The following is a 17884-nucleotide window of genomic DNA, read 5'->3' on the forward strand; positions in this document are numbered from 1 at the left end:
ATCTATAAATGAATATATTTATATCTAACTAATTGGGGCTAGAAAAGCAGGTAAACTGAGATAATGCCATGACTCGTACACTGGTCGGGGTTTTTTCTTGTTGCATTGGGATTTTCTTTCATTAATCTTCTAATTGAGTAATTGGTGGGTTTTAAGATTGAACTTTCATATTGGAATCTGACTGAAGGCACTGAAAATGAAATCAAAAGGATAATCAATCAAACTGAAGTCTATGAATTAGCTATTGAACACATAAATGGTAAGATTACCGTAGAAAAGTAATTAGTAATTACTGTTCAACGGTAATTATGCTTCCATTGCCTGAATAAGGCTGATAACTGTTAGTACTCCATTGATCAGTATTATTCTCACCGAAAACAACGGAAGTTGTATTTGTTATTTTAATAATGACCTTTTGATTGATTATAATATTGTCCGTGAAATTGCATCCGTTAAATTTTTCGTTTCCACCGTATTTGACTTTAACTACACAGTTTCCAAGCGTTGAATTGTCTACTTCAAAGCTGGCTTCACCGGTTTCGTTTGTAGTTAAAGTTTGCTGGTTTGCCTTTCCTGTGCTGTCAATAATGGTAACGTTAAGCGTCTGGTTTGAAATCGGTGTGGAATTCACATCGGTTAATTTAACTGAAAAGGTATCTCCTTCAGTCAAATTGGCATCACTTGTTATAACGATTTTTGAATCTGCTTTTGGATGTGCCTGATGTGAGAATAGAAATGTGAAAGTACCAATAACGATTATGATTATTGCCACTACCAGTAGGATATTTTTTAAATTCATAATTAACACCTTCAATTAATAATTATTCAATCAAAGATATTAACTTTTTGCATGATATTGATTTTAAAGATAATTCTCGCCCAGGCTCTGAATGGTGTTTCTATACGCTAGTCAATCAGATTATCTATCTTTTCAAAAAGCTCATTATACTTTTCAAAAAGATTTCTGTTTTCATCATCATTTCTGGAAATCAAAACTATCTTCACTTTTTCATCTGTTTTAGAGATTTTCACCAGGTCTGATTCAGAATCGTTATCGAACGCATCATTAATTAATGATTCAATTTCAGTATACTTATCTTCGGTCAAGTTATACTTTCTGTTATGGTTTAACATGTCCATCGCATGGATAATTCCACTATCCTGATTGTCAATGCATGTAGACAGCTTGATGTTGGTATCCATATAATAAGGAGCTTCTATTTTGTCCCGGCGAAGTACAATCGAAATCTTTGATATTATGTGGTCGTCACTGCAGTTTTCGTTAATGAATTTTATCAGTTCGAACTGTTTGATGTTTGCATCATTATTCAGAAAAGTCATGTTAATATATTGTATTTGAATGAATATTTAACTTTGGTGCAGTTAATAAAAAAGAGAATGTGAGATTATTCTTTGACGAATTCAATCTCAAATCCTATAACCGGATATTCCAGTGTGAAATTGGTAATTACTTCAGGTGATATTTCACCGAAGAATCCTTTAATGGAACCGTTTTGAGCTTCACCGGTCAAATCTGCAGCCCTTCCATAAATGAATGACGGATTTTCGCTGTCGCTGATTTCCATGGAATAGCCCAGATTGGAAACGATGCTTGTCACGACTGACTTGATTTCAGTGAAGTTTGCACTTGAATGGCAAATCAATCCAGCCAGCTTTTTGGAAAGTCTGACGTTGTTTTCGGTTGACTCGTCCATGTATAAAACGTCACCTATCTCAAATATCTTTTGAGGCAGGTCTTCGTGCTTGTTGTCTTCCAGAAACTCCATCAAACTGTTTATCAGACTGGTACGAATCATGGTTCTGTCAATTGTAATCGGCCTTGAGACCTGAACGTGGTCCTCTTCAGGCTGGTTCATGAATTCGTAGTGGGATTCCTCGTTGGTAAGCATCAGGCTCATCACTTCCTGGAAGCCCAGACCAATCATTACTTCACGGATGGTGCTTTCTGCCTTAAACCAGTCGTTTTCATATGCAACGGTGTTGATGTCAGGCAATTCGGCTTCAATGGAGTTGATCCTGTATTGAACGGCAATGTTTTCAACTACATCGACTTCATGTAAAATATCGACTCTGTAAGCCGGAATGAAGACTTTCAATTCGTTTTCATCTATTATTTCAGCGTCAAAGCGTGCTTTTTGCAATAGCTCTTTAATGTCTGAAGCGTCTATATCAATTCCGCCGATCAGCTGATTGGCAGTGTCAACGTGAACGTTGATTTCCTGAGGGGTCAAGTCTGGTGTAACAACTGTTTTATCAGTGTATCTGACTTCCATGCTTTTAATTTTGCCTCCGACTTCGGCAAATGATGAGCAGATAATGTTCAATGCCTGATTGACAGCCCTTTCGTCAGTTCCTGTCACGTCAACGATAATGTTTTTGGTATCTTCCTTGATTTTGGTCAGCTCTCCGTTAATGATTGGAGGCATTGAGAGGATATTGTCATCAGCGTCGAGAATCAATGGATATTTGTCGAAGTTTTCAATCAGATGAGCGTAAGCCTTACCCTTGTCATGTTCGGTTAGGATTTCCTGCGGAGTCATTGGAGCGTCCTTTTCAAGAGGAACGAATGAATTTTCATCTTTTGGAGTTGCAATGTATTTATATGGAGCTTTTACAACGTCTGCATTGTGAATACCGATAGCCACTTTTTTTCTGTCCCTTCCGATTACCCAATGGAGATTTTCCTGGAAATCCATAATGTATTTGAGCTTGTCTCCGGTAAAGTCAACGCCATCGATTTTGGCAAAGCCGATATATGGCCTGATTTCGGCAACTTCATCTTCCACAATCACGTATTCGCCTGATGGGGTTACCTCATAGTTTGGAATACCGGTTTCCTGACCTATGAATCCTTTAAAAGATCTAGCTACCCCTTCAACTGACAGGTTGTCCGGACGGTTAGGGAAGAATTCCACCTTGATTTCCTCGTCATCATAGTCCTCGATATCGCTGGACATCATAGGCAACGTGTCTATTAATTCGTCTTTCTCCATGTCTATTCCTAAATCTTTTAAATCCTGATACTTGAATGTAATAACTGGCATTTAATAACTCCATATATTTGATTTACAATCCATAAATTGCAATGAAAAATGCTGATTCAATAATAAAATGCAGTGCCCTGTGTTCCAGTTCGCCCATATGTCCGATCAGAACGGTATGGCACACATCAATTACAAAATGAATAAAGGCTGCCAATATTCCTATTGTAGGTGATAGGAATACCAATGTCAACACTACAAAGTGAAATGCTGCTTCCATCAGCTCATGCACCAGCCATGTCTTGGCGGGGGAATCCACTGACTGATATATCAAACCGCCCAAAATAATGTAAAAGTTGTTTAAAACCTTCCACATTAATTGCGTGTGCAATATATCGCTTATGGCTAAAACAATTGCAACATAAAACCATAGTAATTCCATTATTTTACAGTCCTTTAAAAATTGATAATATGAATATTTATGATTATTTAATGTAATATAGTTATCTATAAAACATATCTATTTAAAAACTCCAAAAATTATATTAATTATTGTTAGCATGAAAAGTCTATTGAAAATTTTTAAGAGTAAGATTCCTCAGCTTATAATCATATTTCTGCTTCTGATTGTGCAGGCTTACTGTGATTTGGCGCTTCCTTCATATACTGCCAATATAGTGGATATCGGTATTCAAAATGCAGATATAAACTATATTATGGATATGGGATTTTTAATGATTATAATGGTTAGTGTTTCGGTGTTTGCCACAATAGGAATATCATATTTTTCAAGCCGAGTCTCATCAGGATACGCCAAGGATTTAAGGAAAGTGGTTTATACTAAAGTATTGAGGTTTTCCAACCATGAACTGAACCAGATTTCAAGATCATCATTAATTACACGTTCCACCAATGATATCAATCAGGTGCAGAATGTTTTGGGGCTTATGCTGATGGTATTGTTCTTTGCTCCTATATTGGGTATCGGAAGTATCATCAAGGCATTTGAAATAGGAGGAAACCTTTCATGGATTATTCTTGTCACCTTTTTGGTAGTTCTGATATTGTTACTCATTATCACCATAGATGTCTTGCCTTATTTTAAGTTGACGCAGGAGATAATTGATAAAATGAATAAGACTGCAAGGGAAATCCTTATTGGAATACCTGTCATCAAGGCTTTTGTAAGACAGGACTACGAACAAAAAAAATTCGGAAAGGTCAATAAGGACTTTCTGGACATTAATCTATATGTCTTCAGTAGAATTTTTATCATGATACCTACAATGACTTTGTTTTTGAATCTGATGATTGTCATGATATTGTATTTCGGTGCATATGATGCTATTGCAGGTAATATCCTTACGGGAGATATCATTGCTTTTATACAGTATTCCACGCAAATCGTATTCTCATTTATCCTTCTTGGAGGAATCATGATAATACTTCCGAGATTTCTGGTCTCAGCAAGGCGTGTGGCTGAAGTCTTGAATATGGAACTTTCTATTACTGATGGTGAAATAACTTCAGTTGATAACAATCCAACCATAGAATTCAAAAATGTTGGTTATTCATATCCCGGAAGCGAAAAGGAGACATTAAAGGACATCAACTTTAAGTTAATGCCCGGCAAAACCACGGCCATTATTGGAGGAACTGGAAGCGGAAAATCCACTATTTTAAACCTGATTCCAAGGCTTCAGGACGTAACGGAAGGTGAAATCCTGATTAATGACGTTAACATTAAAAATCTTAATCTTAAAACCTTGAGAGACAGAATAAGTTTCACTCCTCAGAAGGCCATTCTCTTTCAGGGAACTGTAAAGTCAAACATGCAGACAGGAAAAAGCGATGCAACGGATGAAGAAATCAGAAACGCTTTAAATATGGCACAGGTTGATTTTGTGGATGACATTGAAGAGGAGGTTTCCCAGGGAGGATCCAATTTCTCCGGAGGCCAAAAGCAGCGTCTCTCAATTGCAAGGGCGATTATAGGTCGTCATGACTTTTACCTTTTCGATGACTGCTTTTCAGCATTGGACATGAATACCGAAGCGATAGTCAAAAATAATCTGGATAAAATTGCCAAGGATTCATCAATATTATTCGTATCGCAAAGGATTTCAACGATAAAGGATGCAGATGAGATAATAGTTCTTGACAACGGCAGGATAATTGATAAGGGAACTCACGATGACCTGATTGACCGCTGTGACGTATACTCAGAAATCGCTTTATCACAAATGGAGGGTTCATTATGCCACCAATAAAAAGACAGCCTCCGGAAAAAGCCGTTGACAATAGAAAGGCAATTAAAAACATTTTATATCTATTGAAAGACTATAAGCTGAAGCTGTTAATCACGTTTATCTGCGCATTGATATCAACTGTATTTACAATTATAGCTCCATTGCTGATTGGAATGGCAACCACAACGATATTTGATGGTATCAACGCAATCAATGCAAACGCAGGAACAATAGATTTCAATAGGATCTTATTCCTGCTTGAAGTGGTTGTGGTATTGTATATCGTAAGTGCAGTGTTTTCATACCTCCAGTCATGGTTCCTGATTAAAATTTCAACAGATATCAGCTTTAACTTGAGAAGAAGGATAATGGAGAAGATTACGCTTCTGTCAATGGAAGATGTCGGTGAAAACAAAAGGGGAGATATCCTTTCAAGAGTAACCAACGATATTGATTCCCTGCAAACAGGAATCACACAATCATTCATTCAGCTGATGACGGCCGTAATTACTATTGTGGGCGTTGTAATCATGATGCTCTACATTAATGTATTGATGACGCTTGCTGCATTGATATTGATTCCAATAGCGTTCATATTGATTACTCTTATTACAAAGTACTCTCAGGTTTATTTTTTAAAGCAATTGTCTTATAAAGGATCTTTAAATGCTCAAATAGAGGAAACATTTGTGGGCCATGACATTATAAGGACATTCAATCAGGAAGACATTGAAATGGAAAAATTCGAGTATTACAGTGAAAACTGGTTCAAGCATGAATGGAAATCACAGTTCTTCTCAAGCTTCAACGGCCCATTGATGAACTTCATTTCAAATATAGCCTATGTTGCAATAGCCGTTCTGGGAGCAATTCTAGTAATTCAAAGGGCAATAGCTGTCGGTGATATTCTGGCATTTTTCCAATACATCAGGAACTTCACACATCCGATTCAGCAGATAACAAGAGTAATGAATCTTGTTCAAACTGCAATGGCTGCTGGTGAACGTATTTTCGAATTCTTAGAAATAGATGAAGAGGAAAACCCTTCGGATGTTGAAATTTCTGGCTTGAAAGAGGAAATAACCTTTGAAAATGTAAGTTTCGGATACAATGAAAATGAAATGATAATAAAGGATTTATCATTCAATGTTAAAAAGGGTGACAAGATTGCCATTATCGGTGAAACCGGCGCAGGCAAAACAACCATTGTTAAACTGCTCATGAGATTCTATGATGTCGATGCGGGCGAGATTAGAATCGACGGCGTTAATATCAATGAATATGACAAACACTCCGTAAGGTCATTGATTGGGATGGTGCTTCAGGATTCATGGCTTTTCAGCGATACGGTAGCCAACAATATCCGTTATGGAAAATTGGATGCAACGGAAGAGGAAATAATTAATGTGGCCAGACAGGTTCGTGCAGATGATTTCATAATGCAGCTTCCGGACGGATATGAAACGGTTTTAAACGAGGATTCGGACAATATTTCCCACGGACAAAAGCAGCTATTGACAATAGCAAGAACAATTCTGGCAGATAAGGAAATTCTTATTTTGGATGAGGCTACTTCTTCAGTAGATACCCGAACTGAGAAACTTATTCAGGAAGCAATGGATAAATTAATGGAAAACAGAACAAGCTTCATCATTGCCCACAGATTGTCAACCATCAAAAACGCCGATAACATTATCGCAATCGAAAACGGTGAAATCATAGAGCAGGGAACTCATGAAGAACTTTTAAGCCAAAAAGGATATTATTACAATACTTTAAACCATCAGGAAGATTCCTAGATTTATTTTCAAAACTTGACTTTTTTCTAATGTTGTAACTTGCAGGTTACAACCTTGGTGTTTTTTGGGGGTGTTGTAACTTGTAGGTCACATCATTAATTTTCAAATAGCTGAAAAATTAACATATTTTTATTAATAATAAGAAATATATTTAATTATGTTATTTTTATTTAATTATTTAGGAGAAAATATATGTCAAATGAAGAGATTCCTAAAGACTATGATTTAAAAAAAGAAAAGGTCTGGGAGAAAAAATGGGAAGATGAAAACATCTACAAGTATATTGGAGATGGTTCTCGTCCCAGATATGTTATTGACACTCCCCCACCATACCCAACAGGCTCAATTCACCTGGGCCACGTTTTGAATTGGGTTTACATTGATATGAACGCAAGATACAGAAGACAAAAAGGTCACGATGTGTTATTCACCCAGGGATGGGACTGCCATGGCCTTCCAACAGAAGTGAAAGTGGAAGAGACCCATGGAATCAAGAAAAACGATGTTTCAAGAGCACAGTTCAGACAGTACTGTATTGATTTAACCTCAGACAACATTCAAAAAATGAAGGCGCAGATGCAGGCGATGGGTTATTCACAGGATTGGACCCGTGAGTTCGTTACAATGACTCCGGAATACATGAAAAAGACCCAGTACTCATTTTTAAAAATGTATGATGAAGGATTAATCTATCAGGGAATCCACCCTGTCAACTGGTGTCCTCGCTGTGAAACGGCAATTGCATTTGCAGAAGTCGAATACAGTGATAATACAACATTTTTAAACTACGTTAACTTCCCTCCTGCAGTGGACGACTCCTATGATGATATCGCATCTTCACAGGCTTCAGGAAAACAGGCCGACCCAAAGGACGAAGGCATTCTGATTGCAACAACCCGTCCTGAACTGATGTCTGCCTGTGTGGCTGTAGTAATTCACCCTGAAGATGAAAGATACACTCACCTTTTAGGAAAATATGTTGAAGTGCCTCTGTCACATCAGAAAGTAAAGATTATTGCAGATGAAGAGGTAGATCCTGAATTCGGTACAGGTGCGGTTATGATTTGTACCTTCGGGGACAAAACGGACGTAAGCTGGGTTCAAAAGTATGATTTGGAAATAATCAATGCTATCGATGAAACCGGTACATTAACTGCAGCAGCAGGCAGATATGAAGGAATGGATTTGCAGAGCTGTAAAAAGCAGACAATTAAAGATCTTGACGCTGAAGGTTATTTATTAAAGCAGGAAGAGGTCGACCAGAACGTAGGACAATGCTGGAGATGCAAAACCCCTATCGAAATTCTTGTCAAAAAGCAGTGGTTCGTTGCAGTAAGGGATTTAATCGAGAAGACCAAGACCGCAGCCGATGAGATGAAATGGGTACCTGAACACATGAAATCCCGTATGGTAAACTGGGCGGATTCCATGGAATGGGACTGGTGTATTTCAAGGCAAAGGATATTTGCAACCCCAATTCCTGTATGGTACTGTAAGGACTGCGGAAAAGTCATCCTTCCGGACGTTGAAGACTTGCCGATTGATCCGACCCAGGACAAGCCAAAACATCCTTGCGAATGCGGCTGTGAAGAGTTCATACCTGAAGAGGACGTTCTTGATACATGGATGGATTCATCAATTTCACCGCTTTCCATTGCCGGATGGCCTGATGAAGATTACATAAATCATTTCCCTTCAAGTATACGCCCTCAGGGACACGATATTATCCGTACATGGGCATTCTATACAACACTCAGATGTCTGGCTTTAACCGGACAAAAGCCATTCGACGATATTGTTATAAACGGTATGGTATTTGGTGAAGACGGAAACAAGATGAGTAAATCAAGGCCTGAGTTTGTAGTTGGTCCTGAAGAGGTAATTGAAAAGTACGGTGCAGACTCGTTAAGGACATGGGCTGCAAACAGCGTACCGGGATCTGATGTAATATTTGACTGGAAAGACATCAAGCACGGATACAGATTCCTCAGAAAGTTCTGGAACGCATTCAGATTCATCAGCATGCAGATATTCGACGAAGAGGTCTCATACGATGACGTTAAGGATAATCTGGACCCACTGGATTTATGGATATTGTCCAAATTGAATAATTTAAATATCAAGGTCGATAATGCATTTGCAGACTATAACTATGCCGATACGATAACTTCAATCGAAAGGTTCTTCTGGCACGATTTCTGTGACGAATACATCGAAGCGGTAAAATACAGATTATACACTGACGTAAGCGAAGAATCAAGACGCGCAGCCAAATATACTTTAAAGACAGTTGTTGAAACTTCATTAAAGCTATTGGCTCCGATTGCACCGTTTTTCACGGATGAGGTTTATCAGTATTTCTCCGACGAGTCAATTCACACCACATTATGGCCTGAAGTAACTTCTGAGCTGATTGATGAGGAAGCCGAAAACAAGGGTGACGTTACCATCGATTTGATTGATGAAGTCAGAAGGTTCAAGTCAGCTTCCAAGATACCTTTAAACGTTGAACTTGCCGAAGTCAATGTCTATACCACTGATGAAAAGTTAATTGCTGTCTTTGAAGAGTTTGCAGACGATATTGAAGGCACTCTCAAAATCAAGGATTTAACAATCAAATCCGGAAAGCCTGAAGTTCATGAAAAGCTCATTGAAGTTGAACCGGACATGTCCCAGATCGGACCTAAATTCAAGGGGGACGCCGGAAAAATCATCGGCTATCTGAAATCAACTCCTCTTGATGAAATCGATGCTGTTTTAGCTGAAAATCATGAACTGGCTATCGGTGATTTGGTAGTTGGTGAAGAGATGCTGAACATTAAAAAGGAGATTGTAGGAGCATCCGGTAAAAAGGTAGATATCTTGCAATCCGAAAACTTAGACATGATTTTAGAAGTAATCCGATGAAATTACTTCTTCTTTTTTTATTATATTAATTAATATTCATTTATTTGGTGAACTATTTCTTTTTCTTTGGCTGTAATGCTGGGGCTTTAAATTCAATTGCAACGTTCATGGCTCCGCCAAATTCTAGTGGTCCTGCAGTTTAAAAGTTATTGTTTTTTAGGTAAAATCTAATTATGGGCTTAAATAGCTGTTGTTTTAAAAATAGGGGGTGAGATAAACCATACAATTAAGTATGTGGTGATGTGTTAGTGAAAAGCAATGTTTGAACCTCTCACTGTAATATCTTATTGTAATTAATGATTCACATGAGCCAATTTATTTTTTGAATCTCACCCTTTTTTCCAATGATTTAATTTCATCAGAGTTAAATGTTGAATTTTGGTATATGATTCGACATCAATTGAGATGTCACTTAATTTTTATTGATATTTTCATATATAAAGCTTGTTGAGCTCACTCCTAAGAATTGTCGTCACTCCTAAGAATTGTCCTCACTCATAACAAAAAGTATTTATATTACTTTCTCAATCTCTTTAATTACCCTTGCAGGTACGCCAACAGCCATTGAATTATCCGGTATGTCCCGATTAACGACCGCTCCGGCTCCAATGATAACGTTGTTTCCGATGCTCACACCAGGCAGTATGCATACGTTAGCACCAATCCAGACATCATTTCCGATTCGAATTTCACTGGCCTGTGCCAATCTCTGTCTTCTTTTGTTTGGATTGATTGGATGTCCGACGGTAGTGATGGTCGTGTTCGGTCCTATCATAACGTCATTGCCTATATGAACTTCCTTAACGTCTAAAATAGTTAAATTGTAGTTTCCAACGAAGGTATCTCCGATAAATATGTTTTTTCCGTTGTCGCAGTTGAATCCGTTTTCAATGTCGACGTTTTCACCGACACTTCCAAGCATTTCTTTTAAAAAGTCCCTTTTAGCCTGTCTGTCATTATTGTCCATGTTGTTATATATCTGGCAATTTTTAATCGCATTGTTTTTTAATTCAGCTACTTCCTCATCATCAAAGCAGTATTCAAGTCCGGCTCTAAGCTTTTCAATTTCCTTCATGTAATTAATTATTTTTTCAATCTTACTTATTTTTAATGTAATGCGTTTTACATTATGTAATGTGATGTGTGTTTTTTGCATTATAATGGGATTTGCATTATGTAATGTGATGTGTGTTTTTTGCATTATAATGGAGTTTGTATTATAATGGGATTTGCATTACATATATATACTGGGGGTTATTTACATATTAATAAAGGTGAAATCATGGGAACTTTACCATTAGGAAATGATACTGATTTAGAGGACTCACAATTTTATAATAGAAAAGAAGAAATTTCATTTCTTTCGGATAATTTGGAATTGGTTAAAAAAGGATCCACTCCAACTATATTGCTTACGGGTATTAGGGGTGTTGGGAAAACCGCATTAATGAAAAAATTAAAAAATGATTTCAAAAATGATTATTTGGTTGTTTACATGGATTTATCCGGAATGAACAAATTTAAAAAGAATAAATTAACTCGTTTCTGTTTTATGAAATTATTCTATGAGTCTTTTATTAAAGCCTGTAGTGAATCAAATATTATTACTATTGATAGAAAGATTTTAAAATTTTTTAGAACTCGTAATTTTGAATTTAATAGATTTGATGTTGTTGATGAAATTCCAATTCCAATTCTTAAAACAAAAGAAGATTATGCAAAATTCACTACTTTTGTAATGGATTTGCCTCAAAAAGTATATGGTGAATATAAGGGATATATTAATGGTGTTTTAATTTTCATTGATGAATTTCAAATTTTAAAGCAGTTGGATGAAAATGTCAATGAATTCTTATGGTATATTAGGGGCGTAATTCAATCACAAAAGAATATTGGTTATGTCTTTTCCGGAAGCATGAGTGTTAAAGACGAGTTAATTGCAGACATTGCTGGTCAAAAAGGTGCTTTTGGTGGCAGAATATTGAATTATGAAGTTAAAACTTTTTCATTTGAAACAACGAAAAATTATCTAAATGAAAAAGCCGATTATCTTAACTTCACTGATGATGGTTTTGAAAGATTCTATAGTTGTACAAAGGGAATTCCTTTTTATGTTAACACTTTTGCAAGATTACTTCCTCCTAATGAAGAATTAAATGAGGAAAAAATAGTTCTGGAATTTGAAAAATCTTTACATTATCTGGTAGTTCATTTGACTAATGAATGGTATAAATTAAATAATCAAGAACAGAGAATCATTACCTCACTTGTTGAAAAACCATTGAGAAGAATTGAAATAGCAAACAGTATGGGTGTAACCAGTGGAGCAATTGGTGCTTCTTTAAAATCATTACTAAATAAGTCTTTAATAGAATTGGATAAAGATGAATATAAAATATATGATTCTATCTTCAGATTATGGTTAAAAAAGGAATTCAAAGAAAAAGGGGATTATCCATATTAATGCTTCTCAATTAATTTGTAATATTATTTATACTAGAAAATTTAAAGTATTAATTATAATATTGATTGGGTGAAAGTGTTGAAAAAATATCTAATGGTTTTTCTCATTGTTTTGATGTTGCTCATCATTCCTGCAAGTTTTGCCAGTGATAATTCATCAGATATTGTCGTTCATGAGGATAATCAAATAATAGTTCCTGCAAATGTTTATTTTGACTCATCAGTTGAAAATGATGGTAATGGGACACAATCAAATCCATATAAGTATTTTTCCGGTGATAAAATTGGAGATAATGCCATAATTTATATGGCTGACGGTGAATATTTCCTGAATGATTCACTTAATATAGGAAACATTACCATTATAGGTCAATCCCGCAACAATACAATCATTAACGGTAACGGCAATTCATTATCCGTCATTGGTAATTTTGATATTTCTTATTTGACGTTGAATAATTTAAGAATCATTAACGCTAAAAATTTCACTGCTTCTAATGTCATTTTTGAAAACAATCATGTTAATGAATATGCTGGTGCCGTATCTGTCGAATCAACAGCTGTAAGTACATTAATTAATAATTCAATGTTTGTTTGTAATTCTGCAGTTAAGGGTGGTGCTATCTATGTCGATTCCAGTTCAGGTACTTTTTATGTAGACAATACGACTTTTATAAACAACACTGCATCTGAAAGCGGTGGAGCTATCTGCATTGAAAATAAAATTGATGTATTAATTGTCAATTCGGTATTTATAAATAACAATGCTTCAAATGGTACCGGCGGAAGTATGTTCTCAAATAATTCTAAAATAAGTATTCGAGAATCAAACTTTACCGGTTCAAAGGCTCAGTATGGTGCTGCAATCTATGACAAAGGATCTGAATTGACGCTGATTGCGGCCAGCGTTAGCAATAATGCGGCCGAAAATGCGGGCGGTGCAATCTATAAGGAAGAAGGTTCACTTACGCTGATTTCATCTTCCTTTGAGAACAACACTGCATTAAACGGAGCTGCAGTATATACCAATAATATGGACTCATTTGCGGTGATGGCTTCCAATTTCACTTCAAATGTTGCCGCATCAGGCAAAGCGATATATTCAATTGCAAATAGGAACGAATATTTCATAGCCAACGTAATTAATGACAATTTCTTAGTCAATTATTACAAGTCTCCGGATTTAACCCTTATATTAAAGGATTCAAATCCGCTTGTATTGTCCTGCGTATTTAGCGGGGATTTATTTGATTCCCAATCATTCACGTTAAACTATTTCATGCCTTTCACTTTCAGTATCGTAAAGGAAATCGCATCGATTTTCAATTTCGATGAGTTCATTCCTATGGCATTTGACGATTTCTTTGACTTTATTGTGGACATGGCCAAAGATGCGTTTTTCCCATCGCAGAAATTCAAATTTGATAAGGGACTGCCTCCAACGGATATTTCGCATTTCAAGGGGGCGTTCAGTTACCTGACGACATTATCGGTGCAATCGGATTCGGGAGGCATTGGAACCATAGTCAAGGCGGGAAATTACAATCTCTACAATATTTCCAAGTCCAACAATTCGGACATTATGCTTTCATTAAACGCATTCGGAATGGTAATCAGCAATGATTTGGGACTGGATAATTTTAATATTTCAGTCGTTTCAGCCAATCATTCGTTTGATTATGATTTGGGATATATTGGAGACAATTTAGTTAAGGCTCCGGTTTCATTAAACCTCAGCGAAGGCATTGATTTGGATTTGGCATTGTTTGACGTTTCCCTAAGCGATAATTCACTTAAATTAACTAATGGATATTGCAACGTGACTTTCGATGATTTCACATATTCCGTTGACGTTTTAGTTAATGGCGAGTCCTCTTCATTCGTTTATCTCGGAAATGATTTGGAGTTAATTAACGCACCGGTCTCATTGGATATTAATGACAGCGTTAATCTGGACTTTGTTTTCTTCGACATGTCCTACGATTTAAAGGATAATTCATTTAGCTTAATTAATGACTTCTGTAATGTGACTTTTGATGATTTCACCTATTCTGTTGATGTTTTCTTTAATGGCGAGTCCTATTCATTCAGTTATGTTATTGGAAATAATTTTGAATTGATTAATGCCGCTACAGAGGATAATTTAAATTTTCCTTTCTTTAATTATCATCTCTTTGAAGATAACTCCTTTGAATTAATGAACGGCTTTTGCAAATTCACGTTCGATAATCTGGACTATTCAATTAACCTAATGTCAAATAACGCTAAGGTTTCCGGCTCATTTTTACCAAAATTCGGAGAGTTTTTCACCATTTCCTTTGAAGGATAGTTTCCTTTGATAGGTAACTATTTAATTTATCTTTTCCATATTTATTTTTAGATATAATGAATCTTAAAGTAAAAAATATTTCCGATATCGGAGGGGTTGTCAAGGCTCCCCCATCCAAAAGTTATTCACACAGAGCAGTCATTTTAGCTTCACTGGCCAAAGGCACTTCCAGATTATATGATATGCTCTACTCAGAAGATACATTGGCTTCAATTCGCGTATGTGAAGCTTTAGGAGCAGAAATTACCAGAAATGACGATTATCTTGAAGTCATAGGAACTGGAGGTAAACTGCATAATTCCAGTGAAAATCCGATTGATTTAGCAAATTCAGGTACCACTTTACGTTTAATGACAACTGCGGCCAGCCTGTCAGATAATGAAGTGATACTGACAGGTGATGATTCATTGCAGACCCGACCGATGGATCTGCTTTTGGAATCCGTAAAGTCATTGGGAATTGATTCTTCATCCGTTAACGATAATGGAAAGGCACCTATTTTAATCAAGCCGGGTTATTCTGGCGGTGAAACCAACATTTCAGGAAGCGTAAGCTCACAATACATTTCATCAATCATTATTTCTTCACCCTTATCAAAGGAAGGTGTTACTTTATTTGTATTGCCTGAGTTTAAATCACGTCCTTATGTTGATATGACACTGGATATCATGAAAAAATTCGGCGTAAAAGTTTTAAAGGGATTTTACGTTAAACATGATGACTGCTCAAAGTCACATCAAAGCTGCAGAATTGATGAGTTCAAAATAAAAAAACAGGATTATAATGCATGTGACTACACTGTGGAAGGTGATTATTCCTCAGCATCCTATCTGCTTGCGGCAGTTGCCATTAATGGCGGTCATGGAAAAGTTTTAAACCTGTTTAAGAAATCCAAACAGGGAGATAAGCTGATACTTGAAATACTTGAGAAAATGGGTGCAGATATTAAAATTCATGACGATTACGTTGAAATATCCTCAGACGGAAAACTTAAGGGAATTGACGTTGACCTCTCCAATGCACCTGACTTATTGATTACTGTAGCCGTTTTGGCCGCAATGGCTGAGGGAACTACAAACATCACAGGCGTCAAGCATGCGAGGGTTAAAGAAACAGACAGGATTGATACTACCTGCAGGCAGCTTGAAAAGCTCAACTGCAAATTGGAGGAGTTTGAAGACGGAATGAGCATTACCGGCGGAGTATCTTCAGGGGTGGTTGATTCCTGCGGCGACCACAGGCTGGCAATGGCATTCTCATTAATAGGTTTAAAACATGACATTGAAATCACCAACGGTGAAGTCTTTGACGTGTCTTTTCCTAATTTTATTGAAGCTATGGCAGAAATCGGCCTTGAACTGGAGTTGGTATGATGAGCAAAACTGACAGAATTATTAAAATTGTTGAAGAGTTGAATAATGTTTTTGAAATCAGGGTCTTTTTGGACCATGATCCGTATAAGGTTCTCGTTCGAACTATCCTCTCTCAAAGGACCCGTGACGAAAACACCGATCAGGCAACTGAAAACTTATTTTCAAAGTACAAGGACATTTACGAGATTGTTGAAGCTCCAACTGAAGACGTTCAGGAACTGATTAAGCCGGCAGGCTTTTATCGTGTCAAGGCAGGACGCATTCAGGAAGTTTCCCAGATATTAATTGATGAATATGGCGGCGAGGTTCCAGATACCTTAGAGGAGCTTGTCAAGCTTCCTGGGGTTGGACGAAAGACTGCAAATTGCGTTCTGGTATTTGCCTTTGAGCTTCCGGCGATTCCCGTTGACACCCACGTTCACAGGATTTCAAACAGGATGGGGCTCGTTAACACCAAAAATCCTGATGAAACCGAAGTGGAACTTTCTGCAATCGCTCCCCGTGAATTATGGATTAAGCTGAATGATTTGATGGTTCAGTTTGGCCAGAACATTTGCAAGCCTATTTCTCCTCAATGCGAAATCTGTCCGGTCAATTACTTGTGCGACTATGATGGAGAATGATTCTTCTTTTAGAAATATTTATATAGTATAATGATGTTATATAACAATGGTTATATTAAAATAACTATTGTTATATTATAGATTATATAAAAAATGAGGAGGATAAAAAATGGTTAATGTACCTGAATTAAAAAGGGGAGTATTGGATAGCGTTGTAGATGCTATAGGAAACACTCCAATCATTAAATTAAACAACTTAACTAAAGATTTAGATGCAGAAGTAGATGTAAAAATGGAAGCTTTCAATCCTACCGGAAGCGTAAAGGACCGTGTAGCCGTTGCAATGATTGAAGATGCTGAAGAGAAGGGTTTATTGAAAGAAGATTCTGTAATTATTGAACCGACAAGCGGAAATACCGGAATCGGTTTAGGTTTTGCCGCCGCTGCAAAAGGCTACAAGTTAATATTGACAATGCCTGACACAATGTCCATTGAAAGAAGAAAATTATTGGCTATCTTCGGTGCCGAAATCGTATTGACACCGGGCTCTGAAGGAATGGGCGGAGCCATTGCAAAGGCAAATGAACTTAAAGAAGAAAACCCTAACTCCATTATTTTAGGCCAGTTCGACAATCAGGCAAACGTTGAAATCCACGCAAAAACAACCGCACAGGAAATCTTAAGGGATACTGAAGGCAATGTTGACATTGTAGTTGCGGGTGTTGGAACCGGAGGAACTATCACTGGTATCGGTAAGGTATTAAAAGAAGAAGTTCCGGGCGTTAAAATCGTTGCAGTAGAACCTGAAGACTCCCAGACCTTAGGTAAAGGCGTAAAGGGACCTCACAAAATCCAGGGTATCGGTGCAGGATTCGTTCCGTCAATTTATGATGAAAATGTCATCGATGAGATTTTCCCTGTAGCAAATGAAGACGCAGGAAATACTCTACTCGCATTAGCTAAAGAAGAAGGAATCTTTGCAGGTATTTCATCCGGTGCTGCAGCTTTCGCAGCTCTTGAATTAGCTAAAAAAGAAGAAAATAAAGGAAAAAGAATAATAGCTATTTTGCCTGACAACGGTGAAAGATACTTATCTGTTGACTGGGTTTTTGAAAAACTTTAAATATAAATTAAAATATAACATATGGTATAAATGACTTATACCATTTATAATTTTTATATTTTTTAAATATTGAGGT

General features: G+C 36.8%; 14 protein-coding genes. 9 read left to right on the plus strand and 5 right to left on the minus strand.

All coding sequences use genetic code 11. From position 1 onward, the window contains the following. The first annotated feature begins 144 nt into the window (after window positions 1–144). Window positions 145–282 carry a hypothetical protein gene (locus tag F3G70_RS12135; protein ID WP_188118147.1) on the plus strand — a complete coding sequence of 46 codons (138 nt, stop codon included), beginning with the start codon at window positions 145–147 and terminating at the stop codon, window positions 280–282. A 7-nt stretch (window positions 283–289) separates the two neighbouring features. Here the strand turns inward: F3G70_RS12135 and F3G70_RS09550 are convergent, their stop codons facing one another. The 4 genes from F3G70_RS09550 to F3G70_RS09565 all read right to left on the minus strand — a co-directional run bounded on the left by F3G70_RS09550 (window position 290) and on the right by F3G70_RS09565 (window position 3444). Then, window positions 290–799 carry a hypothetical protein gene (locus F3G70_RS09550; RefSeq protein ID WP_149732478.1) on the minus strand — a complete coding sequence of 170 codons (510 nt, stop codon included), beginning with the start codon at window positions 797–799 and terminating at the stop codon, window positions 290–292. A gap of 107 nt (window positions 800–906) precedes the next feature. Beyond that, a complete protein-coding gene (locus F3G70_RS09555) occupies window positions 907–1341 on the minus strand; it encodes a hypothetical protein (RefSeq protein WP_149732479.1) in 435 nt (144 codons plus the stop codon). A 65-nt stretch (window positions 1342–1406) separates the two neighbouring features. After that, window positions 1407–3065, minus strand: a complete 1659-nt coding sequence (gene pheT, locus F3G70_RS09560; RefSeq protein ID WP_149732480.1) for a phenylalanine--tRNA ligase subunit beta — start codon at window positions 3063–3065, stop codon at window positions 1407–1409. Between the two features lie 22 nt (window positions 3066–3087). Then, window positions 3088–3444 (minus strand): hypothetical protein, encoded by a 357-nt coding sequence (locus F3G70_RS09565; RefSeq protein WP_149732481.1) that lies wholly within the window; start codon window positions 3442–3444, stop codon window positions 3088–3090. Between the two features lie 130 nt (window positions 3445–3574). Here F3G70_RS09565 and F3G70_RS09570 point away from each other — a divergent pair, with 130 nt between their 5' ends. From F3G70_RS09570 to F3G70_RS09580, 3 genes are all read left to right on the plus strand, one after another. Then, on the plus strand, window positions 3575–5272 hold the full coding sequence (locus F3G70_RS09570) for an ABC transporter ATP-binding protein (protein WP_188118148.1): 1698 nt from the start codon (window positions 3575–3577) through the stop codon (window positions 5270–5272). Further along, window positions 5260–7050 carry an ABC transporter ATP-binding protein gene (locus F3G70_RS09575; RefSeq protein ID WP_149732483.1) on the plus strand — a complete coding sequence of 597 codons (1791 nt, stop codon included), beginning with the start codon at window positions 5260–5262 and terminating at the stop codon, window positions 7048–7050. Before F3G70_RS09570 ends, F3G70_RS09575 begins: the two co-directional genes overlap by 13 nt. Window positions 7051–7242: 192 nt before the next feature. Next, window positions 7243–9957 carry a valine--tRNA ligase gene (locus tag F3G70_RS09580; protein ID WP_149732484.1) on the plus strand — a complete coding sequence of 905 codons (2715 nt, stop codon included), beginning with the start codon at window positions 7243–7245 and terminating at the stop codon, window positions 9955–9957. Between the two features lie 511 nt (window positions 9958–10468). Here the strand turns inward: F3G70_RS09580 and F3G70_RS12450 are convergent. Continuing rightward, the gene (locus F3G70_RS12450; protein ID WP_149732485.1) at window positions 10469–11032 is read right to left on the minus strand and encodes a sugar O-acetyltransferase; all 564 of its coding nucleotides are present in this window, start codon (window positions 11030–11032) and stop codon (window positions 10469–10471) included. 207 nt (window positions 11033–11239) lie between these two features. Here F3G70_RS12450 and F3G70_RS09590 point away from each other — a divergent pair, with 207 nt between their 5' ends. The 5 genes from F3G70_RS09590 (at window position 11240) to cysK (ending at window position 17808) form a co-directional block, all read left to right on the plus strand. Next, window positions 11240–12421, plus strand: coding sequence for an AAA family ATPase (locus tag F3G70_RS09590; protein WP_149732486.1), 1182 nt, complete (start codon window positions 11240–11242; stop codon window positions 12419–12421). Between the two features lie 78 nt (window positions 12422–12499). Beyond that, on the plus strand, window positions 12500–14749 hold the full coding sequence (locus F3G70_RS09595; protein ID WP_149732487.1) for a hypothetical protein: 2250 nt from the start codon (window positions 12500–12502) through the stop codon (window positions 14747–14749). Between the two features lie 56 nt (window positions 14750–14805). After that, window positions 14806–16122, plus strand: coding sequence for a 3-phosphoshikimate 1-carboxyvinyltransferase (gene aroA, locus F3G70_RS09600; protein ID WP_149732488.1), 1317 nt, complete (start codon window positions 14806–14808; stop codon window positions 16120–16122). Continuing rightward, complete coding sequence (gene nth, locus F3G70_RS09605; RefSeq protein WP_149732504.1) at window positions 16122–16745, plus strand: endonuclease III; 624 nt, start codon at window positions 16122–16124, stop codon at window positions 16743–16745. Before aroA ends, nth begins: the two co-directional genes overlap by 1 nt. A gap of 109 nt (window positions 16746–16854) precedes the next feature. Next, window positions 16855–17808 carry a cysteine synthase A gene (cysK, locus tag F3G70_RS09610; RefSeq protein WP_149732489.1) on the plus strand — a complete coding sequence of 318 codons (954 nt, stop codon included), beginning with the start codon at window positions 16855–16857 and terminating at the stop codon, window positions 17806–17808. Window positions 17809–17884 lie beyond the last annotated feature (76 nt).

It is taken from the genome of Methanobrevibacter millerae (assembly GCF_900103415.1).
Classification (GTDB): Archaea; Methanobacteriota; Methanobacteria; order Methanobacteriales; family Methanobacteriaceae; genus Methanocatella; species Methanocatella millerae.

What these genes read in the sequence shown, in the direction of transcription:
- F3G70_RS09550 (WP_149732478.1), bottom strand. Translation starts at nt 799, where the DNA reads ATGAATTTAAAAAATATCCTACTGGTAGTGGCAATAATCATAATCGTT.
- F3G70_RS09555 (WP_149732479.1), bottom strand. Translation starts at nt 1,341, where the DNA reads ATGACTTTTCTGAATAATGATGCAAACATCAAACAGTTCGAACTGATA.
- pheT (WP_149732480.1), bottom strand. Translation starts at nt 3,065, where the DNA reads ATGCCAGTTATTACATTCAAGTATCAGGATTTAAAAGATTTAGGAATA.
- F3G70_RS09565 (WP_149732481.1), bottom strand. Translation starts at nt 3,444, where the DNA reads ATGGAATTACTATGGTTTTATGTTGCAATTGTTTTAGCCATAAGCGAT.
- F3G70_RS09575 (WP_149732483.1), top strand. Translation starts at nt 5,260, where the DNA reads ATGCCACCAATAAAAAGACAGCCTCCGGAAAAAGCCGTTGACAATAGA.
- F3G70_RS09580 (WP_149732484.1), top strand. Translation starts at nt 7,243, where the DNA reads ATGTCAAATGAAGAGATTCCTAAAGACTATGATTTAAAAAAAGAAAAG.
- F3G70_RS12450 (WP_149732485.1), bottom strand. Translation starts at nt 11,032, where the DNA reads ATGAAGGAAATTGAAAAGCTTAGAGCCGGACTTGAATACTGCTTTGAT.
- F3G70_RS09590 (WP_149732486.1), top strand. Translation starts at nt 11,240, where the DNA reads ATGGGAACTTTACCATTAGGAAATGATACTGATTTAGAGGACTCACAA.
- aroA (WP_149732488.1), top strand. Translation starts at nt 14,806, where the DNA reads ATGAATCTTAAAGTAAAAAATATTTCCGATATCGGAGGGGTTGTCAAG.
- nth (WP_149732504.1), top strand. Translation starts at nt 16,122, where the DNA reads ATGAGCAAAACTGACAGAATTATTAAAATTGTTGAAGAGTTGAATAAT.
- cysK (WP_149732489.1), top strand. Translation starts at nt 16,855, where the DNA reads ATGGTTAATGTACCTGAATTAAAAAGGGGAGTATTGGATAGCGTTGTA.